Here is a 21019-nt window from a genome sequence, read left to right as displayed (position 1 = left end):
AAAGATAGTACCCTACTGACAAGTACAGATCCGGTAACTTTGATTCATGGGCGAACCTACTGGACCGTCGGGCGGAATCGTCAGGCGAATCTGACGGCGACAATGACAGACTCATATTCGCCCGCGACCGCGGCTGCGTTCCGGTATACGACTCAGAAGGTCTCCGCCAGCAACGGTCGCATCTCGTCTGCGCGGGGAACGGAGAGAACCCAGAGCGCAGGACCATCTGCGGTGGAGCTGTCGTCACCGGAGAACTGTACGTTCCACCGGCCTCGGAGGCTGGAGCAATCCCGAGCATGACCACAGACCTGGTCATACCGGCCTAGGCAACGGTTTTCATCGCTTCGCGGGTTGTTTCCATCCTTGCATAGGGCAAAGTCCCGAAATCAGCTCCTCGAAGAGAGATGATTCAGGAGTCCATTGCCTCCGGAGGAATCATCAACAAACGTGGATCCTGGTCGACCAATACCTGAGGGGAGCGGATATGGGCTCGCACCCTAACCACGGCTCCGGGTTTCTCCGACGCCCAGGGACCTGACCATATTCTTGCTGCCTCAGTTCGAGTAAGTGAAGCCGTCCATGATGATTCTGGCGGTACGGGCGATGCCGGCGGATTTCAGATGATCCTGGTGTGTATGGGCCGTGGTTGTGACAAGACCCTGGGGCTGTTGGATCACAAGATCGCCGCTGGGAGCCCGCGCCACGAATTCATCGAGCAGGGTGCCTCCAAGTGCTGCTGCCGCGCCCAACGCCAGCGCCCCGGTTACGGGAATCGCGTGGTGTAGGACCCCCATGGATGTCGTTCGCGTTTGAACTTCATGCGTCCCGGCAGCTGGGAACAGACACGTTACACGGGGGATCGCAGTGCTTTGGGGCAGGCCCATGAGCTTGCCGGCCTCCCGACGGATGGATTCGAGGCGTTCCAGTAGGGCTGGTTCCTTATTGAGTTCCTCTGGCATCCCGCAGGATTTAAGACCAACATCTGCCGCGCGGATTAGCACCAACGGATTGGTGACATCGACCAGAGACGCTTCGATACCAGCTTCAGGGAGAAACGTCATCGGGCCGCAGGGCAGTACTGATCCCGTCTTTTCGCCTCCCGGTGCCAGAAACCTCAAGTCGATTCGAGGGCCGGGGGTTGGCACGCCGGGAATCGTGAAATCACCGCTCTGGGGCAGGACGCCGCCGTCGAGGTCGTGCTCCAGCTCGAAAATCGAATTGGTGTTCATATTCCAGACTCGCACGACCGCCCGCTGCCCGCTTCGTGCAAGCAGTTGCTGGTCCAGCGCATATGCGCTCACCGCGGCGCTGAGGTTTCCGCAGTTGCCACTCCAGTCAACGCTGGGAGATCGTGGATCCACTTGGGCGAATAAGGTAACCAGGTCGATGCCGTCGGGACATTTGTCAGCTCCGGGTATAGCGGTGATCCTGTCCGGGAGGTCGACGGCCATAATCTTGCTGTTTGACGATGCCCCTCCCCCAAGTCCATCGACTGCCAGTGGATCAGGACTGCCGATCAAGGAAACACATAGGGCCTCCCGCTCGGAGAGCTCCCGGGGTAGGTCACGTATTCTGAGGAATACACCGCGGCTGGTGCCACCGCGCACGATCGATACTGGAATTTTGTTGTTCATGTCTTGCCCGAATTCTCTTTCAAATACTCAGGGCCAGTGGAATAAGGGATAACAACCCGGGGACCACTACCGTCATGCCCAGGGATGTAAAGAGGAAGATCCTAAACACGTCATTCTGTCGATCTTGCTGCGCGTTGGCGACAACCAACGTTCCGGCAATATGAATCGGATTCATGACCATCAGGCCTGAGGGGATGGCAACCGCCGCCACGATCCAGAAAATGTGAGGCGAATCGGAGAAGAATCCATAGGCCAACGGCATGGTAAGGCTCAACACGCCCAGGGCAGAGGATTCCACATTGCACAGCACCGCGGTCAGATAGGCCAGGACAAGCAAGAGGACCGCACCTGAAGCAACCCCGTTCATTGAGTTCTGAATCGAGTCGATCGTCCCCACGGACTCCAGCAGACCCAGGTAGGTCAGAAGCCCGCCGATCAGCAGCGTGGCACCCCAGGGGACGCGACTGAGCATGTCTTTCTGAGCCGGATGAAAAATCAACTGCAAAATTGCGGTAATCGCCATGGCGGTCAGACCCACGTCGGTGCCGAAGGCAATCACGCACAGCACAAACAGGAACAGTCCGATGATCGAGCCCACCGCATAGGGCGTATTGATGGCTTCTGAACTGGATTCGGCTCCTTCGTCAACCTGCGATGCACGCGGTTCAATCAGCGCTTTGCCGCGTTTGGTCATGATGGCGAAAATGATCTGGAGTACCGCCAGAGCGGCAGCCGTCACCACAAGGGCCACAAGCCATAGGGCCCATACAGGGTAATCGGCGCCTGCTTTCGTCGCCAAGTGATGGACGGTCGCGCCCGTGGGATTCAATGGGGACATTCCCAATCCGATGGATCCCATGATCACGCCCAGCGCGTTAATGAGGTAGGTGCCCGGATATTTGACGGAGATGAATGCGATGATCGGTACCAGAATGGCCACCGGGCCAGTACCGAAAATGCCCACTGTAGAAAGGAAACCGCCGAGGAGGAAGCCCACCCACGGAATCAGCGCATGGCGGTCTCCGACAACACGGAAGACACCGTTGATAATCCAGCGAATAGCCCCACTGAGCTCCAAGTGACTGAACATCAGGGATACGCCGATAATCAGAATCACCAGGTCGGCAGGGAAGCTACTGTAAACTTCATCAACCGAAGCGCCAGCGATGATCAGGAGGATGAACGTAGCGCACAACGACAGCGTGCCAATGTTGATTTTCTTCCACACCGCCCCTATCAAGATCAAAACCAACAAAATGAGGGATATGGTCTGCGGCGCGCTCAAAAAATCTCTCTCCAAAAATCAGTGCCAGAGTAGGCGAGGATTGGTCCGATTCAGAAGTCCGCACCTGGAGAAAGCTCAGTTAATTGGCCGCCCGCCGGCGGACACCGACCCCCTGGGGGACACGATGGTTATCGGAATCACAGAGGTCACCGTATCAGCAGGCAACCCCAGCGCAGCAAAGCGTTAAGTCCGCCGCTCCCCTGTTACCCAACGCCGCGTGAGGCATCGTGTACCTAGTCGAGCACACACACGCAAGTCCACGGACAAGTCACCGGCAAGCTCGGAACCTACCCGGGACATGGTGTACATGCACGGCTGTACCGTGGGCCACCGCCGCCTTACGCGCCGCATCAATCAGTAGCTACAACAGGCCTGCGTCTATTTCGGAATGTTCCTCCCGCGGCCCGTTGGAAAAATTCCTGCACCTGCTGGATGGACGGCCCTTGATCGGTGGCCATATTTGCTGGCATTTCGATTTTCGTTGTGTTTCCGCAGTAAGGTCTCAAGGACTTTATCCGTTTCAGCGTTAGCCGTTCATTTGACGCCAACGCAATACCCTCGCCCTCAATCTCGCCGCCGTTATTGCCTTACGAGCTTTGCCATGAGGTGCATTATCCGTTCCTGATTTATCAACCCGCACAGGGCGAGGGGTGACGGGCAACCAGTTCCAACCGATTGCCCGGACAATGCTCTTCGAGCAATTGATACTTCTGATACTTCTCGTCAGGTGTGCGGGGCCCTCACGTTGACTCATATCGGTCGTATTGCCCTGGGGGACGTCTCGATTGCAGGTGCCCAGACACCCTCTGAGACGAGTGGGAAGAGTTCGGTGGCATCGCAGAAGAAGACCCGCGGCACCCGCCGTGCCTGATCGGGCCACCGTCCTGACACGACCTTGATGTCAAACAAGATGTGCGCCCAGGTCGCATCGGCATCCGCTCTACAACCCCGTTTGTCGGGAAAGCACTTATGGAGGAGTAGGTGGGCTGCACCCGATGTGCATATCGCACGAATGTTCAAAATCGTTGAGACCTGCTGAACACGGCCACTAGCTTGAGAAAACCGTTACAGACGGTGGACCAGTCTTTGACAATTGGAGGATAAACGCATCATGGTCACAATGCACTACGAGAAGAAAATCTCGATTGCGCCGGAAACCGACGTACTGGTGGTCGGCAGTGGACCTTCTGGGTTGGCGGCAGCAATAGCCGCGGGAAGATCTGGCAACAGCACCCGAATCGTGGAACAGTACGGCTTTCTAGGCGGGAACCTGACGGCGGGGATGGTGAACCCGTGCATGACATCATTCTCTCTGGACGGCTCTGTCCAACTGGTACGGGGGATCTTCGACGAGTTCATTACGCGACTAGAACAACAGGGTGCGGCTGTGCACCCTTCCAAGACTAAGTCAGGGACGCCATACGCTGGGTTCATGAAGTTCGGCCACGAGGCCGTCACACCATTCGACCCGGAGGCCGCCAAACTCGAGGCCCTGGATATGTGCCAAGAGGCCGGCGTCGACATCGTGCTTCACAGCTTTGTTGTCGACACCGTTGTCGAGCATGAGAACGTCAAGGGAGTCATCGTCGGGAACAAAGACGGCCTGACGTTCTTCCCGGCCAAAATCACCATCGACTGCAGCGGGGACGGTGACGTCGTCGCGCATGGTGGTGGAAAGTTCGACCTCGGACGCACCGAGGACGGACTGACTCAGCCGATGACAGTGTTCTTCCGCATAGCAGATGTAGACGACGAGTCCGTAGAAGAGTACAAACGGCAAAATCCCGATGAGCACTTCCCCTACCAGCACTTGGTGGAACAGGCACAGGCAGAGGGCACCTATGATCTTCCCCGCCGCGGAGTCCAGCTATTCAAAACCATGCAGCCCGGTGTCTGGAGTATCAACACAACGCGAGTCTTGGGCAAGGACGGCACGAAATCGGCAGATCTCACCGCTGCAGAAATCATCACACGCCACCAGATCCCCGAACTCATGCGGTTCTTTCACGACCGGCTTCCCGGCCTGGAACGGGCACGCGTCACCGAGACCGCCGCAACCGTAGGCGTGCGCGAGTCGCGGCGAATCACCGGGCAGTACACGTTGACCCTAAGCGATCTGGTCGACGGGCGACATTTCAACGACGTCATCGCCGTTGCCGGATATCCCGCGGACATCCACAGCCCTTCAAGCACGCAGGGCCCCTTCGACGATGAGTTGCCGGCCACCGCAAATATCTACGAGATCCCCTATAGCTCCCTTGTCCCCATCTCGCTGACTGGTGTGATCGCCGCCGGTCGGTGCATATCGGCAACACACGAGGCTCTGGCGGCTGTGCGCGTCATGCCACCGGCCTTTGCGATCGGCCAGGCCGCCGGCGAGGCCGCCGGATTGGCAATCGACCATGGTGTCAATCCGGTCGAGGTAGACGTCACAGAATTGCAGCGTCGGCTCACTGAGGAGGGCGCTTACCTCGGACCCAGCTACAAGGTGCCGATGGAGGCGTGACATGAAAGTTGACAAGACAGACACCTCACGATCGATGCGCAATCGCGTCGTAGCTGCCAGTGTGATCGGAACTGCGTTGGAGTGGTACGACTTCTTGCTATTAGGAACCGCGGCGGCCGTAGTATTTGGCCACGTATTCTTTCCATCGGGCGATCCGGCCGCCGGGGTGCTCCAGTCGTTGGCGACTTTTGCGGTCGGCTTTTTCGCCCGGCCATTTGGCGGGATAATCTTCAGCCACCTCGGCGACAAGGTCGGGCGCAAGCCCGTGCTTACCGCAACGGTGATCCTCATGGGTGCAGCCTCCACGCTCATGGGCCTCATTCCCTCCTATGCCACAATCGGAGTGGCAGCGCCGATCCTCTTGGTCATCCTCCGCGTCCTTCAGGGTCTGGGCGCCGGAGCCGAGCTCGCCGGCGCCTCCCTGATGGCCGCAGAATATGCACCCAAGTCGCGGCGAGGCTTCTTCACGGCATTGCCGAATGCAGGCAACGGGCTGGGAGCTGCCGGCGCGGCGATCGTACTGACTCCGTTCACCTTTCTACCGCAGGAGGCGTTCCTGGCGTGGGGCTGGCGGGTTCCATTCTTGCTCAGTAGTGTGCTCGTCGTAGTCGGTCTGTACTTCCGAGCCAAGCTCACGGAGACCCCGGCCTACGTGCACAACGTGGAGGAACAGGAATCACAGGCCAGAGCGCCCATTGTAGAAGTGTTCAAGAGGGAACCGAAGACCGTGATTCGGGGATTGCTGTTGAGCATTGGGCCAAACGTGGCCACCTACGTGCCAAGCGTCTATCTGCTGACCTACATCACGGACAACCTAGGGCTCGCCGCCTCCATAGGGACAATCGGACTGCTCATTGCCAATGTCATCAAACTCGCGACAATACCGCTGGCTGGCTATCTGTCCGACAGATTCGGCAGACAAAGAATCTTCATCGCGGGCGCAACCCTGACGATCCTGGCTGCCTTCCCGATGTTCTGGCTACTCGACACCAAAAATACGATCGCGATCTGGTTCGCCATAGTTTTGGTGCTGACCTTTGCTCTGGACCTCATGCTGGGCTCGCAGCAGTCCATGTTGGCGGAGATGTTTCAGACGAACGTCCGGTACACGGGAATGGCGTTCAGTCGCGAAGTCGCATCCGCTGCGATCGGCGGTACGTTGCCCTTTATCTTCGCCTGGCTCAGTAACCTGACATCCGGCACCTGGGCTTTGTCAGTGGTCATGATCGTACTGTGTGTCATAGCAATCGCCGGGGTCGTCGGTACACCCGATCGACGTGACATGGACTTTGTCGACCCCCAGAAGTACAAGGCGGATGGAGCACTTGAGACTAGCTGAACTAGCTCCAACAATGGCTAGTAAGACCCCTGGATGTGGGATTGCTTTTCACCCAGGAACACTCAAAGATCGATGACGAAGTGGGTGGAAACACCACGTGACACTTTCCCAGACCGGTGAAAATTGGGACCCGTATCTCCACGACAAGCGGGCCAAAGCCCTCGAAGTCGCATCGCGGTATTACGCCCAGGGACAAACAATGCAGGCGATAGCGCGGGCTCTTGGTATGTCGCGTTCAACGGTCTCCCGACTGCTCAGCTGGGCTAAAGAGGTCGGACTCATCGAAGTCCGAGTCCGTCCAGGACGATCCAATGACTTGGTCATCGAGAATAGGCTAAAGGACGAATACGGCTTAGAAAGCTGTACGGTGGTTCCCACTGGATCGTCAGACGTGGGCGAAAGCCTTGAGGCGGTTGCTCTGCGCGGTGCGCATCTCGTTCATGAGCTGCTGGAGTCCGACATGGTCATGGCTATTTCTTGGGGCACCATGATCGATTCGGTGAGCAGATGCCTGACCCCCAAATCGACCGTCAATTGCCAAGTCGTTCAACTCAACGGATTCGGCAACTCCATCACCAGCGGGATCCACTACTCCAATCTGATCATGGAAAGGTTCGGTACTGCTTTCAACGCGTACGTCCAACAGTTCCCTGTGCCGCTTTTCTTCGACTCGCCCGTGACGCGTGACGCGCTGTTTTCCGAACGCAGCATTGCACGAATCCGGCGCCTGCAACAGACGGCGGACCTTGTCCTTTTCAACGTCGGCACGCTAGACGACAACCTGCCCAACGGCCCCTATCTGGCCGGCTACTACGTCGGCACGGACGACTCTCGAGAACTCGAATCCGAGCAATGTGTCGGTGAGATCTCGGCAACGTACTTCCGAAAGGACGGATCGTCGCATGACATTGAATTCAACCGCAGAACAAGCGGTCCCGACCTGGAGGGCCTCCGGTCCAGTCGCTACCGCGTATGCGTGACCTGTGGGGCCAGGAAGGTGACAGCCCTGTACGGTGCGTTGAACGGAGGCCTTATAACGCATCTGGTCACCGACGTTACAACGGCGCAGCAACTGATCGACCAAGCGAAGCCCTCAGCGCGGTAGCAGGCCTATTGTCGGTAACGATCTTGTCGATTGGGTTGATGTCGTGAGCGGCGAACCACTCCCGTGCCCTATGTGTAGGACAGACCAAGACCGTGGTGAGGATTGGCCTAGTAGGGCATACGTGCGGTCGGCTAGCGAATCCGATGAGCCGAGCCAAAGCCAAGCACGTTCGCAGTTTTAAAACTCCATCAAATAGAAGCAGAAGAATGATCGGTCAGCCGAGGCCGTGCGGCCCCTCCGTAACGTGCGGCCGTTTTATCAACCAGTGTTGAGCCCCCCTTTCTGCCAATCCACGCAGACAGACCTACCTTGCACTGCTACGATCGTGGTCACCAGAACGAACATCCGCGGGCTAATGCCCTTGCCAGCCCCTTCTGCCGCATCGAGGCGGCCACCGAGAGCTCCTTCTCCAGCTCGATCTTCTGTCGCCCTCCGCCCAGCGTTTGCGCGCCGACGCCGATTTCCACGGGAACAATGGCGCCTGTGCGAGCAGGCTCGATCATCGGCATCACAGATCCTGCTGATACTCCGGGGTGAAACTCAGACGCTTCCTCATCACACTTGTCATCGTTGCACTCGCCTAACAACAGCAGTAGCCACTACCTAAATTCGGTGTCCACTCAACGATGGTAGGGCCAAGCCGAATTCGTTCTTTATGGTGTTTAACGTCTGCGACGTTGCAGGGAAAGCAACGATTGCAGATCGCTGGAGGCCTGCTTGCATTGTGCAATCAGTGTGGAATCGACGACCAGATCGCCTCGCGTGGCAACAGAAATGGCGCCGAGCGGGTCGTCTTTCACCAGCACAGGAACCGCCAGAGCCGAGACCGCTTCATCATATTCCCCATGAGTCGAGCAATACCCGACCCTCGCGATCTTTCGAAACTCTTGCTCGAGCTGTAATGGATCGGTTGTAGTTGTAGCGGTGAACTTGGCCATCGGCCGACCCGTGACAAACCTGGCCCGTGCCTTCTCGGGCAACTGTGCGTAGTAGACCTTAGAAATCGCCCCGGCGTGAGCGGGGAACAACTCTCCTCCCATCGGGTACCCCCGCAGTGCGCCTTCCTTACCGTCGCAAGCGACGAGGGAGCGCATGTGGGCATGATCAGGCACAGCAAACGTCGCTACTAACCCCGTGGTTGCGGCCAGATCGATGATGATGGGTTCAGCGAACCTCTTGAGAGAACTTGCCCGATTCCAGGCCTTGGTGAGCTGGAGTACGGCTGTTCCCAGGTAGTAACGCCTGGTCTGGTCGTCACGACGCAGGAATTGGAGCTCGCACAGTGTGTTAACGGCACGCTGCGCTGTCGATGTGCTGCAACCGAGACGTCTGGCGAGTTCCGAAACCCCCAGACTGTCACGTTCTGCATCGAAGGCCAGCAAGGCATCCAAAGCATGTGCCGCTCCGTGAACACGTTCCACCATGATCTTTTATCCCTCTCTCCGGGAAACTCTGGCATGGCCAGTGTTGCCCAGATCATACTTTTGTTCAAGAACTAAAGAACCGCAGACAAAGGTGGATCCGTGAAGTGGCAACGCGTGAGGGATGAGACCCCAGTAACCCATCGATACGCATATTTCGATACGGCAGCCGCTGCACCGCCTGTCAGAAGTGCCGTACAAGCAATGACCGACTACCTCGCCAAGACGGTGGACTCAGGTCCGTACCTGCCGTCACTGCGAGCAGAGATTTACCGAAAAATCGAAGACATACGGGGCAAAACCGCACGGTTTATCGGCGCAGAACCAGAGGAAATCGCCTTCACCCGCAACGGTACGGAATCGATTTCCTTGATAGGCCGAGGGATTGTGTGGAGGGCAGGCGATGAGCTGATCCTGCCCGATACTGAGATGCTCAGCAACGTTGCCATCTGGCGCCAGTTGGAGTCGGAAATAGGCATTCGAATCGTTACCGTCAGGGCAGATGAACACGGTCTGATCGATCCCACGTCGGTTGCAAACGCCATCTCCGAACGCACCAGGCTTATCAGTTTTGTGTCCCTGTCCAACGTGACTGGAGCTGTGCAACCAGTTGCCCAGATATGTCAGGTGGCCCGAAAAGCTGGAGTTCTCACTCACGTGGATGCGGCGCAATCTTTGGGAATGATCCCCACCGACATCAACCAAATCGGTTGTGATTTCCTCTCGGCGTGCACCAGGAAGGGCCTTCGGTCCGTCGAAGGGTCCGGCATCTTATACGTCAGGCAAGAACATATTTCGAATCTCTCTCCCGTACTGGCTGGCTGGTGGAACGCTTCAATAGGCGAGGACGGCGGAATCGGATTCCCGGACACCGCTCGCCGTTTCGAGGCAGGATCCCCCAACGTGCCTGTCATCCTGGCCCTCGAAAAGGCCATTGACTACGCAGAGAACATCGGTGTCGCGGACATCGAGGCTCACGTGCGGGAACTGACCGAATATGCCGTGACGAAAATTCGATCCATCGACGGGGCATCTGTTTATGGGCCCCCGGATTCCACCCATCGCTTGGGCATCATTCCATTCAACGTTGCTGGAATCGACCCGGCTGAACTGGTAGCCGCCCTCGCGGAACAGGGCATCATCATCGAGTCTGGGCACTTCATGGCCACGCCGATTCTGAAGGCTTATGGGATCGAAACGATGGCGCGAGCATCCTTGCATTACTTCAATTCCCAGACCGAGATCGACCGCATGACCTCGATTATCAAATCATTTCTCGAGAAGGAACGAGGTAGGCACTGATGGTAAATGCAATGTTAATGAGCAGCTCTAAGAAAGACGACTTGGGCTACCTCGAACATGCCTCCAGCCAGCTAAGAACCCTGCTGGGTAGCGGACCAAGAGATGTCCTCTATATTCCGTATGCGGCGATTACCCCGACCTACGACGAATACGAAGCACTTGCTGCCGAACCGTTCTCACGGCTTGGCTACACCATTCGCTCTATTCATCACGAACCGGATCCTCTCCGCGCAGTAGCTGAAGCGGGGGCAATCGCGGTGGCCGGCGGTAATACCTTTGCCTTGCTGAATCGTCTCTATCACGGAGGTCTCGTCGACCCAATCCGTCGCCGAGTAATGGACGAGGGCATCCCATACGTCGGTTGGAGCGCGGGAACAAATGTAGCTACGGCGAGCATCCGAACGTCCAATGACATGCCGATCGTGCAACCGCCCTCCTTCGTGGGCCTGGGCTTAGTTCCCTTCCAGATCAATCCTCATTTCGTATCCGGCAAACCGGCCGGTCACAACGGTGAAAGCCGTGAAGAACGGCTGACCGAGTTCGTAACCCTGAACTGTAATGAGGAAGTCCTGGCCCTATACGAAGGTTGCGCCCTCCACGTCCAGGGGGATACCGGAACTATTCTCGGTGACCGCGACGGGCTTGTGTTCAGCAACAACGTCCAGCCCAGAACGATCGCTGCCGGGGAAATGTTTAGTCTTGGCGAAATCAAGGGGAAGAAATGAGCATTAAAGAAGTTTCAGAAGTCATCAACCTCATCGACAACCCGAGCCTTAGCGGAGCAGAGGCGAAAAAACTCTTGGACTCTGCTAACGCCAAAGGGTGCACCATATCGGTTGATTCCATCCCCTACGATGATCCGAATCTGCCATTCAAGTGCGACTTCATCAAAGTCGTTATTCCGGGAAACAACGGTAAAACCCATGGCGGGAAACAACGAACACTGGGCATCATCGGTCGTTTGGGAGCCCAGCAAGCTCAGCCTGAGCGCATAGGCATGGTCTCCGACTCCGACGGATCCATTGTCGCCTTGGCGCTTGCGCTGAAGCTCCTTCGCATGCACGAGGCCGGAGCCATCCTTCAGGGTGACGTCATTATCACCACTCACGTCGCCACGCATGTGTCGATCAAGGAACACAAGCCGGTAGATTTCATGGGCTCGCCCATCAGCTCCGCGAAAATGAACGATCACGAGGTCGACAAGACCATGGACGCGATCCTTTCCGTGGACACCTCCAAAGGCAACAAAATCATCAATCACCGCGGGATTGCCATCTCTGCGACGGCGAAGCAAGGCTACATTCTGCCGGTCGCCCCCGATCTGGTGAGCATCCTGGAGAACGCGACAGGAGAACCCGCATTCACTTTCCCCGTATCGCTCCAGGACATCACTCCCTATGAGAACGGGTTCTACCACTTCAACTCGATCATGCAGCCACACGTTGCGACAGTTGCCCCGGTCATTGGACTCGCGCTGACAGCCAAGGCCGCAGTTCCCGGAAGCGTGACGGGAGCAAGCTATCCGGACGCGATTCTGGACGCGGTTCGATTCGGACTCGAAACCGCAGTTCAGTTCACGTGGGGCCGTGCTGAGTTCTACGATTCTTCCGAATTTGAAAACCTCCAAACGCAGTACGGGTCGTTGAAGCAATTCCAAACCTCAGGCAAGAAATAGCCCCGGACACAGGAGTGAGCGACGTGGCTGAGAACAAGGTTGCCCCGGAAGGCAACGAAACGCGGCACCCCGGAGCCTTCGAGCCCGTGGTGCTTATACCCACGATTATTCTGAGTGTTCTTGGCGCCATCGTTGGGTTGAACCTGATTACTACACTGGGAATCTCCGCAAATACCAGCATCATCGGCGCAGTGATCGCCATGCTGTTGGGGAGGATTTCCTTCTTCGGGTTATCCAAGCTCCGCAGTGAAAATCGACAGAACCTGGTGCAATCGGCGGTTTCGGCCTCGACGTTCGCGGCAGCAAACGGTCTTTTGGCGCCCATCGCTATTCCATTCGCACTGGGGATGCCTGAGCTCGTTTGGCCCATGTTGCTCGGAGCCTCGATAGGTGTACTGGTAGACGTCTTTGTCCTTTTCAAGGTCTACGGGTCGAAGCTTTTTCCGGCATCCAACGCTTGGCCGCCAGGAACTGCTGCGGCCGAGACCATTAAGGCGGGCTCACGCGGAGGCAGACGCGCGCTTATCCTCGCCGCTGGCACCGCGGTAGGTATCGGAGGGTCATTCCTTTCTCTGCCCATGTCCGCTGCAGGTGTGGCCCTTATCGGCAATATGTGGTCCCTGACGATGTTCGGAATCGGCCTGCTGATTGCCCAGTACGCACCTACCCTGTTCCAAGTGGATCTGACGGCGCTGTACATACCGCACGGGCTGATGATCGGGGCCGGCATCGTCGCTCTGTTTCAGGTGCTGTGGATCATCTTTGGCTCGCGAAGCAAGTCGGCGCAAAAGCGCGAGGCAGAAGTCTCAAAAGCTGCCAAGACGGATCCGTCCATGAAGTACACGGTGAATCCCCAACAGTTAGCTCGAGCTTTTGGGTTTGGGTACTTGGCGTTCGTGGCGGGAGCGGTAATTCTCACCGGCTTCGCAGGCGTCCTAGAAGGACTGCCGTGGTGGGAAATTCTGGGTCTGGTTCTGTTTGCCGGTTTGGCCGCAATCATCCACGAACTGATCGTGGGTTTGGCCGCAATGCACGCGGGCTGGTTCCCGGCTTTTGCGGTTACGCTGATCTTCCTGGTTATTGGCTTGTTGATTCACATTCCAGCCGCGCCCCTGGTCTTGTTGGTGGCCTATTGTTCAGCGACCGGACCGGCCTTTGCTGATATGGGTTATGACTACAAGGCCGGGTGGATCCTGCGGAGAGAACATCGTCCGTACACTGCATTCGAAATGGACGGCCGCAAGCAACAGCTGCAAGCGTCTGTGGTAGCAATCCTGATCTCCATCGGCATCGTCGCAATTTCGTGGGACAACTTGTTGAACAGCGGCGCCATCCCGCCGACCTCCCAAGTCTTCGCCGACACCATCACAGCTGGTGTCAGTGACCCGTCCATTGGCAAGACAATGGCCCTGTGGGCCATACCGGGAGCGATCATTCAGCTCGTGGGCGGCCCTCAGCGACAGCTGGGCGTATTGTTCGCAACGGGTTTGCTGGTGGCCTCGCCAAACGCTGGATGGCTGGTCCTCATCGGGTTGCTTGCGCGAAAGCTCTGGACCAAATGGCGCGGTGAAGAAGGTGAACGAGAGGTCGGTCTGGTTGGCGCTGGACTGATTGCTGGTGACTCGCTGTTCAACCTCGGCAAGATCATTCGGATTTGATGTCTCACTGACGATGCGATGTAGGCTCCGACGTCAAAATTCATGCCGAAATCATCTCGTAGCACCATACCGGTATAGCCATTATTGCTACCGAGAATGCCGCGAATCATGGGGACGCTCAAGATGGTGTCGTCCACGCGATGGGTGCCACCACTAGTTGGTGACAGGATCCGGTGAACCGCGGGTTACCGGTTTACCTGTCCCCTGGTTTGTGCATCGGACCATCAACCGCCGATGGATTGCTAGAAGTTGTGAGCCACCAGTGACCACGACACGACGTCGTTAGTTTCCACGTCATCTCCCTCCAGGAAGAGCCGCGAGATCGACGCCTGAAGGAGCTGGATCGCAGACACAACCGATGAACGGTGGTCACTGTATGAACCGATGGTGCCGGTGAATATTTGCGCAGCTGTCTGAGGCCATTCAGTGCCATAGAGGATCAGTAACCCCTTAAGTTTCGGCCTCGGCGCACTCTTTACCTTCAGCGTTTCAGGCCTCGGTCAGCGCGGCCATCGTGTCCTGCTGCCCCTCTGGAAGCCGAGTCTCCACAATCGCGACACGGCAACGACCTCACGCGTCGCCAAGTTGCACTCGTCAGCCTTCGAACAACACGAAAGCGAACCCACCGAGACCGAAGATAGAGGTAGCGCCCGCGAGGACGGCCAAGGAACATCCACTCTGCTGAAGGGCAGCCTGAGAACCAGTGAGGGACCGATGAACCCCGCGGTATCGATGAATCGTCCCCAACCAGGAGAACGTCAGCAATGCGAGGCTGATAGTGCCCAGCACCACGATCGGTGCTCCAAGGACCGGCATAGCCAAGCGAGTACCGCCGGCAATTACAACGGCCAGCGCCAAGCATGTTCGCTGCCAAGCGAGTAGGGTACGCTCCGGCTGCAGCCCCGGATCGAAGAGCGCATTAGGCTCGTTCACAGAAGGAGCCCTACGAGGATTCCGAGAATGCCGAGGATGACTCCTGAAGTCAGAAGCGCACCCGCCCCCAACCCTGTTAAGGGCCGTCGCTCCCGCAGGGCTCGTTCCGTGCGTGCCCATCGTACGAAAGATAAACACGCAGCAAGTAGACCAAGTAGGACGAGGATCAGCGAAGCGATCTGGCGCAAGTCGGGATGGATCGGCAAGTCCAGAGCCTCCAGGGCGACGCCCGCGGCCACGAGAGCGAGAGAAGTGCGAATCCATGCAAGGAAGGTACGTTCATTGGCTAGGCTGAATCGTGCGTCGGGCTCAGTCCCACGGTTATAAACCTTGCGGGGGAACCGGCTTTGAACCATGCGAACTCCTCCTTGAGCTTGTTCGTCCTAGGCGCGTCGGACACGCTCAGGTCCGACGGACTCGGCCTCGATTTCGACGTTCTTCGGGTCCCAGCGCGCCACCAGCACAGTTACGAAGATGATCAGCGGAACAGCCGCGAGGATGAGCATCGTCTGAGACAGGCCCACCGCGGCTATTACCAGCGGGAACACGTAGAAGCCCACGATGGACCCCAAACGGCTGCAAGCCTCGGCCCATCCGGTGCCCGTGCCACGCAGATCGGTAGGGTACGACAGCGTCGCCATCGTCTTGCCCTGCGATCCCGGGCCGAAGGAGTGGCCGAAAATAAACGCCCCCACGAGAGTCGCAGCAAGGTACGGTGTGGATTCCAACTTGACCAGGCCGACCGCGATCAGCGCGACGACGCAGATCGCGCTGCCGACCAACGTGAGCATGCGCCCGCCGAATCGATGTGTAAGGAACGGCTGGATACCGCCGCCTAAAAGACCGAACAAGTTCAGCAGAATGGTGCCGGTTACGATGGAAATGACGTCCAGCCCGAAGATCAACCCTACGATCACGGGCAGATAAAATCCGACAGCAAAGTATTGGACCGCTTGGAAGCCGCTGACCACCGCGACGACAAGGGATCGGACACGGTATCTGCGCTCGAAGATGCGACTGATACGAGTATCGGCTTCCTTCTCCACTTCACCCTCTTCGACCACGAATTCTGTGGATGGGAAGTTCTTATGGAGGATCTTCACGGCCTCTTCCATGCCCAGGTTGTGGGCCGCCCACATAGGGCTCTCGTCAGCGAAAAGGAAGCGTAGGGCCAAGACAATCAAGGCCGGGACAGCGCCGAATCCCACGGCCCAGCGCCACATGTGTTCCTCCAGACCAAGGAACACCAGTGGCAGTACCAGGGCCGCGGAGGTGATCGTCGCCGCGTACCACATGGGCTGCCAGAGGTTGACGAACTTGCCCTTATCTTTGTTGCGAGTGAACTCCGCAACCAGGCTCAGCGCTGCAGGCATGTCCAGGCCTACCCCTAGGCCCAGCAGGAAGCGCCAAATGATCAACACCTCGATGGAAGGAGACAACGCAGCGCCGATCGCCGCGACCACGAAAAGTATCAGGTCGAGGATCAGCAGCTTATAGCGACCAAGCTTGTCGACGAGGTATCCGCCGAAGATTGCGCCCAGGAGAGCGCCGACCGCCATCGCTGAGGTGGTGGTTCCCACCTGGAACGGGGTGGGGCTAAGCTCCGCCTTCATCGAATCCAAGCCGATCGCGAGAGACGTGAAGTCGTAGGCGTCGATGAAGATAGAGCCCAGGGCGATCAGAGCGATGACCTTTCCTCGGGAGCTGCCGGTGGGGTGGTTGTTGACAAAAGTGATCACATCACGCTTGGTGCGCAGGGCTACTGTGTTCATGATGGCCTCATTCTTGGGAAGGGAGCGGTCAGCGTGCGTTCGAGATCGATTGCTGCTCGGTGAACTCGTCATATCCGGCCATGCCGCCCTCGCGGCCAATTCCGGAGGCGCCGAAGCCACCGAAGGGGACTTCCGGTGTGTTCGGGGCACCATTGTTGATACCGACGATGCCGATCCGCAGGCGCTCGGCGAGATTCTGTGCCGCGGCGAGGTCCCGGCCGCATACATAGCCGGCCAGTCCAACGCCCCACCCGTTGATTTCCTCGACGACAGCGGACTCATCGTCGTAGGTGACCAGTGCGATCACGGGGCCGAAGATCTCCTGCTCATACAGCTCGGTGCCACGGGCGTCCTCAACGAGAGCGGCGGCCATGAATGCACCGTTATCGGGACCCGTCTGGCCGCGCACCACACGTCTTCCGCTCTGCTCAGCCTGTTCTACGAGATCGGTCAGACGCGTGACCGCGTCCTGGTCAATGAGCGGGCCGAAGTCGGCCTCGGCATCGGTCTGGGCCCCAGGCCGTGTGGCCTCGATGCGCGCGGCAAGGACTGTCCGGAAATCTTCGGCCAAAGTCGAGGGCACGAAGACGGTGTTCGCCGCGATGCAGGATTCGCCGTTGTTTCGCAGCTTCGCGATCAGCAGGTGTTCGACGGCGTCGGCCACGTCGGCGTCTTCGCGCACGATAAAGGGGGCTCGACCGCCCAGTTCGAGGCAGACCCGAGTTAAGCTACGCCCCGCACGCTCAGCGATGATTTTTCCAATGGGAGTAGACCCGGTGAAGGTCACCGCAGCCACGCGCGGGTCGTCGATCAACGCATTCGAAATCTCAAGGCCATCACCAATGACCTGGCCGATGACGCCGACAGGGAGGTGACGCTCGCAGATGCGCACCAACGCGTCAGAAGAGACTGGAGTGCGTTCACTGGGCTTGAGGACTGTTGGGCAACCAGCGGCGATCGAGGCCGCGATCTTACGGGCGGGGATTGACAGCGGGAAGTTCCAGGTGCCGATCGCGGCGACGACTCCCACAGGATGGCGGCGCACACGGAAGCGACGAAGCGGCGTGACGCGGCCGGCCTCCTCCTCAGCGATCGCGGGAGCCTCAGCGAACCAGTCGAAGTACTTCGCGGAGAATTCGACCTCGGCGGTGGCTTCGGCAAGGAGCTTGCCCGATTCGGCGGCGATCACGGGCGCAATCTCGGCGGCCTCGGAACGCAGGTCCGCGGCAATGGCGCGCAGAGCAGCGGCGCGGGTCCTGGCCGGGGCGGAGGACCAGTCGGCGAAGGCATCGGCGGCCACGCCCACTGCATGGTCGACGTCTGCGGCGCTGGCCCAGCCGACGCTCCCGAGGGCAGCGCCGGTAGCGGGGTCGATCACGTCATGGGCGATGCCCTCGAGGGTTTGGCAGCCGATGCGGGCTGCGGGGGTGCAAGTAGTACTCATCAAAAACTCCGTTCTTCGGAGTGAACCTGGAATCGGTTCACGGCTTCGGCGTCGATATCACCGACGAGACCGAGCGCGGTGGGAGCGAGGGCATTGCCGTCGCGAAGGGGAAAACCGCCGGTGACGAGGTCGTCACGTAGTGGGTTGGCGCGCACGTCGAGCTCGATCCATCCGGCGTGGGCAACGGCAGTGGCGAGTGTCAGGGAGGCGCGCAGACCGATGGCGCCGGAGTACCAGTGCGGGCTCAGCCCGCAACCAGTGCCGTCGAGTCGCTCGTCCAGTCGTAGTAGGACGGTCAGCCCGCCTGATTTGGCGACGTCGGGCTGAGCCTGGACAACACCCTCAGTGGTAACGAGACGAACTAAATTCTCCAGTCCATACACGTTCTCGCCGCTGGTCAGCGGCATACCGGTGGTCTCGTGCAGCGTGGCGAGATCCCGGGTGTCGTCTCCAGAGACGGGCTCCTCAAGCCATTCGACGCCCTGCTCTTGCAGCCATTTCGTGTTCGCGATGGCCTCCTCAAGGGTCCACGCTTGATTGGCATCCGCGAAGATACGGATCTCCGGGGCCACCTCGCGAACCGCCGCGATGGTGGCGCGGTCAGTCTCCTGGCCGAAGCCAACCTTGGTCTTGACCGCGGTCAGGCCCAGCTCGAGTGCGCGCTCGGTGAGATCATGGACCTTGGTGGGCCCGACGCCGCTGGCATAGACCGGTACGCTATCGCGGAGCAAGCCGAGCGTCTGTGCGGTGGAGGTACCGGCGAGACGACCTCGTAGGTCCCACAGGGCAATGTCGACGCCGCTGATCGCTTGCCAGATTGGGCCGTGCGCACCCCACTGTCGTCCTACTCCACCAAGGGCCGCGACGAGGGAATCCAGCAATGAGCCGGGGTCGAGCGCGTCGCGCCCCAGGGCGAGCGGGGCTACCCCCTCGAACAGGGTCGCCAGACGTTCAGTGGCAGCCCAATCGGGGTAGTTGATCCAGCTCTCGCCGATCCCAACCTCGCCACCCGCGTGGACCTCGATCAGGAAGGTACGTCGGGCGTTTAGCTGAGAGAAGGACATCGGCACGTGTTCCTCGAGGGGGTTTTCAAGGACCCGCGCGACGATGCGTTCGATGGGCAGGCTGCTCATCGACTGGCTCCGGATTGTGAGCGGTAGAGCTCTTGGACGGCTCCCGTGTCGCGATCGGCCAACCCCTGTTCCATGGCTCCGGTGTTCACACGGTCAATGATCTCGGCGAGGTGTGTCGGAGCGCCGACAGAGCGGGCAAGATCGATGGCCAGCTTGTTGTCTTTTGCCAGTAGCTCTAGGGCGAAGGCCGGCTCGAAATCACTCGCGATCATCTTCGGGGCAATCTCGCGGAATAGGTTTGAAACGGTCGCGGCGCCAGAGTCAGCAACGGTGGTGACAAAGACTTCGGGATCGACGCCCGCGGCCTCGCAGATGGTGAGCACTTCTGCGGTGATCGCATTGATCGCGCCGAACATGAGGTTGTTGAGGACCTTCACAGCATGGCCGGCACCGACATCGCCCACGCGAACGACCTGTTTGGCGACCGTGCCCTCGAGCACGGAGCGTACCAGTGCGGTCGCAGCCTCGGGCCCACCAGTCGGAAGCGTCCAGCTGCCAATCTTGTCCGGTCGGCCCAACACCGGGGCATCGACGTAGGTGACGTCGTGCTTGGCGAGGATCTCCGCGGCTTCCTTGGCACTGCCTGGGTCGATCGTCGACATATCGGCAACGACGGCTCCCTTAGCCGTGGACAGTGGCCCGCGCGCAGAGGCAAGAACGTGCTCGGGACGCGGTACGGAGATAACGACGAGCTCCGCCCCCTGCAGGGCCTCTTCGGCGGTTTCGAAGACGGTGATGCCTGAAGCGGAGGCAGCCTCTCGAGCGCCCCTGAAGGGGTCGAAGCCCCGAACCTCATGGCCACCGGCGCCGATCGAGCGGGCGATACGGCCTCCCATGGTCCCTAGTCCGATTACAGCGGTCAATGTCATGGCTTGTGCCTTTCGTCGATGTGGTGATGGTCCGCGAGAGCCGCATCATGGAGGCTCTCGCGCAAACGAGTGATATGTTCGCGAGCGACGTTTTCCGCCACTGCGGGGTCGCCACCTTGGATGGCGTCAATGAGAGTGCGGTGCTCGGCGAGGGCTGCATGCATACCGCCACGACGGGCAACGGTGGTCGTCATGGCCACCCTGATCTGTCCTTGCAGTTGTCGCAGGTTCTCCGAGAGTCGGTGGTTGCCGCTGGCGTCGCGGATGCGACGGTGAAATGCGGCGTCGAGCTTCATGTGCTGTTCCACATCGTCGCTCTCGACGGCATTGTGGTGGGCCTGCCAGTTCCGTTCCAGGTCATCGATCAGTGCAGCATCTGCGGTTCGGGTTGCGAGGCGAGCTGCGAGTCCTTCGAGGACCTCGCGCACGTCATAGATGGCGATGAGTTCGTCAAGGCCGATCTCAACGACGACGGCCCCGCGGTGGGAGATGCTCTCCGCAAGACCTTCGTACTCGATGCGAGCAATGGCCTCCCGCACAGGACTTCGACTGATATCAAGTTGCCGAGATATCTCGGGGATGGACAGCCGGCTCCCTGGTGCCAGACGCCGGCTGAGGATCGCGTCGCGGATTACCTTGTAGGCCTGATCCGTGAGGCCATCGCCTCTACTGATGGAACTGGTATCCAATGTGAGCTGAGTCATTGTTGCCCTCCTTGTTGGCCAAATTACATGCAATATGTAATCTTAGCAACAGGTGGGCTGAGGCACCCAGCACACGCGAGGCAAGATGCAGGCGTCTCCGTCAGAGACATGTCCCCTCACTGGGACACTCGGATGAGGTCACTCGATGAGTTGGGTCGCCGCTGAATACGCAGTTCTTGAATTCATATATAGCCCGACCACGTAAAGGCCCGGTCGTCACACGCCAACGGGCACAGTCG

18 protein-coding genes are annotated in these 21019 nt (G+C 58.9%); 7 read left to right on the top strand and 11 right to left on the bottom strand.

Annotated features, from left to right (window positions below; all coding sequences use genetic code 11):
• Positions 1-554 precede the first annotated feature (554 nt).
• Positions 555-1634 (bottom strand): PrpF domain-containing protein, encoded by a 1080-nt coding sequence (locus EWR20_RS00825; RefSeq protein ID WP_129358322.1) that lies wholly within the window; start codon positions 1632-1634, stop codon positions 555-557.
• Between the two features lie 19 nt (positions 1635-1653).
• Positions 1654-2919, bottom strand: coding sequence for an SLC13 family permease (locus tag EWR20_RS00820; RefSeq protein WP_165000910.1), 1266 nt, complete (start codon positions 2917-2919; stop codon positions 1654-1656).
• Between the two features lie 1111 nt (positions 2920-4030).
• Between EWR20_RS00820 and EWR20_RS00815 the strand changes: the two genes are divergently transcribed.
• The 3 genes from EWR20_RS00815 (at position 4031) to EWR20_RS00805 (ending at position 7869) form a co-directional block, all read left to right on the top strand.
• Complete coding sequence (locus tag EWR20_RS00815) at positions 4031-5425, top strand: FAD-dependent oxidoreductase (protein WP_129358320.1); 1395 nt, start codon at positions 4031-4033, stop codon at positions 5423-5425.
• Between the two features lies 1 nt (position 5426).
• Complete coding sequence (locus tag EWR20_RS00810) at positions 5427-6764, top strand: MFS transporter (protein WP_238147497.1); 1338 nt, start codon at positions 5427-5429, stop codon at positions 6762-6764.
• Between the two features lie 97 nt (positions 6765-6861).
• The gene (locus EWR20_RS00805) at positions 6862-7869 is read left to right on the top strand and encodes a sugar-binding transcriptional regulator (protein ID WP_129358319.1); all 1008 of its coding nucleotides are present in this window, start codon (positions 6862-6864) and stop codon (positions 7867-7869) included.
• Positions 7870-8198: 329 nt separating this feature from the next.
• Here the strand turns inward: EWR20_RS00805 and EWR20_RS12620 are convergent, their stop codons facing one another.
• Positions 8199-8372, bottom strand: a complete 174-nt coding sequence (locus EWR20_RS12620; RefSeq protein WP_165000909.1) for a hypothetical protein — start codon at positions 8370-8372, stop codon at positions 8199-8201.
• A gap of 159 nt (positions 8373-8531) precedes the next feature.
• A complete protein-coding gene (locus EWR20_RS00800; RefSeq protein ID WP_129358318.1) occupies positions 8532-9293 on the bottom strand; it encodes an IclR family transcriptional regulator in 762 nt (253 codons plus the stop codon).
• A 99-nt stretch (positions 9294-9392) separates the two neighbouring features.
• On the opposite strand from EWR20_RS00800, the gene EWR20_RS00795 reads away from it, so the two are divergent.
• The 4 genes from EWR20_RS00795 to EWR20_RS00780 are packed head-to-tail and all read left to right on the top strand — an operon-like array spanning position 9393 to position 13925.
• The gene (locus EWR20_RS00795) at positions 9393-10592 is read left to right on the top strand and encodes an aminotransferase class V-fold PLP-dependent enzyme (RefSeq protein WP_129358317.1); all 1200 of its coding nucleotides are present in this window, start codon (positions 9393-9395) and stop codon (positions 10590-10592) included.
• Between the two features lie 17 nt (positions 10593-10609).
• The gene (pepE, locus tag EWR20_RS00790; protein ID WP_197964440.1) at positions 10610-11317 is read left to right on the top strand and encodes a dipeptidase PepE; all 708 of its coding nucleotides are present in this window, start codon (positions 10610-10612) and stop codon (positions 11315-11317) included.
• Positions 11314-12267 (top strand): DUF1177 domain-containing protein, encoded by a 954-nt coding sequence (locus EWR20_RS00785; protein ID WP_129358315.1) that lies wholly within the window; start codon positions 11314-11316, stop codon positions 12265-12267. The genes pepE and EWR20_RS00785 overlap by 4 nt, the downstream gene beginning before the upstream one ends.
• Positions 12268-12290: 23 nt before the next feature.
• Positions 12291-13925 carry an OPT/YSL family transporter gene (locus EWR20_RS00780; protein ID WP_178945189.1) on the top strand — a complete coding sequence of 545 codons (1635 nt, stop codon included), beginning with the start codon at positions 12291-12293 and terminating at the stop codon, positions 13923-13925.
• Between the two features lie 594 nt (positions 13926-14519).
• Here the strand turns inward: EWR20_RS00780 and EWR20_RS00775 are convergent.
• The 7 genes from EWR20_RS00775 to EWR20_RS00745 are packed head-to-tail and all read right to left on the bottom strand — an operon-like array spanning position 14520 to position 20780.
• Positions 14520-14858 carry a DUF202 domain-containing protein gene (locus EWR20_RS00775; protein ID WP_129358314.1) on the bottom strand — a complete coding sequence of 113 codons (339 nt, stop codon included), beginning with the start codon at positions 14856-14858 and terminating at the stop codon, positions 14520-14522.
• Positions 14855-15214, bottom strand: a complete 360-nt coding sequence (locus tag EWR20_RS00770) for a YidH family protein (RefSeq protein ID WP_129358313.1) — start codon at positions 15212-15214, stop codon at positions 14855-14857. Before EWR20_RS00770 ends, EWR20_RS00775 begins: the two co-directional genes overlap by 4 nt.
• Positions 15215-15241: 27 nt before the next feature.
• On the bottom strand, positions 15242-16630 hold the full coding sequence (locus EWR20_RS00765; RefSeq protein WP_165000908.1) for an MFS transporter: 1389 nt from the start codon (positions 16628-16630) through the stop codon (positions 15242-15244).
• A gap of 28 nt (positions 16631-16658) precedes the next feature.
• A complete protein-coding gene (locus EWR20_RS00760; protein WP_129358311.1) occupies positions 16659-18074 on the bottom strand; it encodes an aldehyde dehydrogenase family protein in 1416 nt (471 codons plus the stop codon).
• A complete protein-coding gene (locus EWR20_RS00755; protein WP_129358310.1) occupies positions 18074-19207 on the bottom strand; it encodes a mandelate racemase/muconate lactonizing enzyme family protein in 1134 nt (377 codons plus the stop codon). Before EWR20_RS00755 ends, EWR20_RS00760 begins: the two co-directional genes overlap by 1 nt.
• The gene (locus tag EWR20_RS00750; RefSeq protein WP_129358309.1) at positions 19204-20076 is read right to left on the bottom strand and encodes an NAD(P)-dependent oxidoreductase; all 873 of its coding nucleotides are present in this window, start codon (positions 20074-20076) and stop codon (positions 19204-19206) included. Before EWR20_RS00750 ends, EWR20_RS00755 begins: the two co-directional genes overlap by 4 nt.
• Positions 20073-20780: a GntR family transcriptional regulator gene (locus tag EWR20_RS00745; protein WP_129358308.1), complete on the bottom strand. Its 708-nt coding sequence runs from the start codon at positions 20778-20780 to the stop codon at positions 20073-20075. The genes EWR20_RS00750 and EWR20_RS00745 overlap by 4 nt, the downstream gene beginning before the upstream one ends.
• Between the last annotated feature and the right edge of the window lie 239 nt (positions 20781-21019).

It is taken from the genome of Rothia uropygioeca (assembly GCF_004136585.1).
In the GTDB taxonomy this organism is placed as follows: Bacteria; Actinomycetota; Actinomycetes; order Actinomycetales; family Micrococcaceae; genus Rothia.
Note: the sequence above shows the minus strand (reverse complement) of the source record. Positions and strands in the feature narration are given on the sequence as shown.

What these genes read in the sequence shown, in the direction of transcription:
- EWR20_RS00770 (WP_129358313.1), bottom strand. Translation starts at nt 15,214, where the DNA reads ATGGTTCAAAGCCGGTTCCCCCGCAAGGTTTATAACCGTGGGACTGAG.
- pepE (WP_197964440.1), top strand. Translation starts at nt 10,610, where the DNA reads ATGAGCAGCTCTAAGAAAGACGACTTGGGCTACCTCGAACATGCCTCC.
- EWR20_RS00755 (WP_129358310.1), bottom strand. Translation starts at nt 19,207, where the DNA reads ATGAGCAGCCTGCCCATCGAACGCATCGTCGCGCGGGTCCTTGAAAAC.
- EWR20_RS12620 (WP_165000909.1), bottom strand. Translation starts at nt 8,372, where the DNA reads ATGATCGAGCCTGCTCGCACAGGCGCCATTGTTCCCGTGGAAATCGGC.
- EWR20_RS00800 (WP_129358318.1), bottom strand. Translation starts at nt 9,293, where the DNA reads ATGGTGGAACGTGTTCACGGAGCGGCACATGCTTTGGATGCCTTGCTG.
- EWR20_RS00815 (WP_129358320.1), top strand. Translation starts at nt 4,031, where the DNA reads ATGGTCACAATGCACTACGAGAAGAAAATCTCGATTGCGCCGGAAACC.
- EWR20_RS00745 (WP_129358308.1), bottom strand. Translation starts at nt 20,780, where the DNA reads ATGACTCAGCTCACATTGGATACCAGTTCCATCAGTAGAGGCGATGGC.
- EWR20_RS00750 (WP_129358309.1), bottom strand. Translation starts at nt 20,076, where the DNA reads ATGACATTGACCGCTGTAATCGGACTAGGGACCATGGGAGGCCGTATC.
- EWR20_RS00810 (WP_238147497.1), top strand. Translation starts at nt 5,427, where the DNA reads ATGAAAGTTGACAAGACAGACACCTCACGATCGATGCGCAATCGCGTC.
- EWR20_RS00785 (WP_129358315.1), top strand. Translation starts at nt 11,314, where the DNA reads ATGAGCATTAAAGAAGTTTCAGAAGTCATCAACCTCATCGACAACCCG.
- EWR20_RS00765 (WP_165000908.1), bottom strand. Translation starts at nt 16,630, where the DNA reads ATGAACACAGTAGCCCTGCGCACCAAGCGTGATGTGATCACTTTTGTC.
- EWR20_RS00760 (WP_129358311.1), bottom strand. Translation starts at nt 18,074, where the DNA reads ATGAGTACTACTTGCACCCCCGCAGCCCGCATCGGCTGCCAAACCCTC.
- EWR20_RS00825 (WP_129358322.1), bottom strand. Translation starts at nt 1,634, where the DNA reads ATGAACAACAAAATTCCAGTATCGATCGTGCGCGGTGGCACCAGCCGC.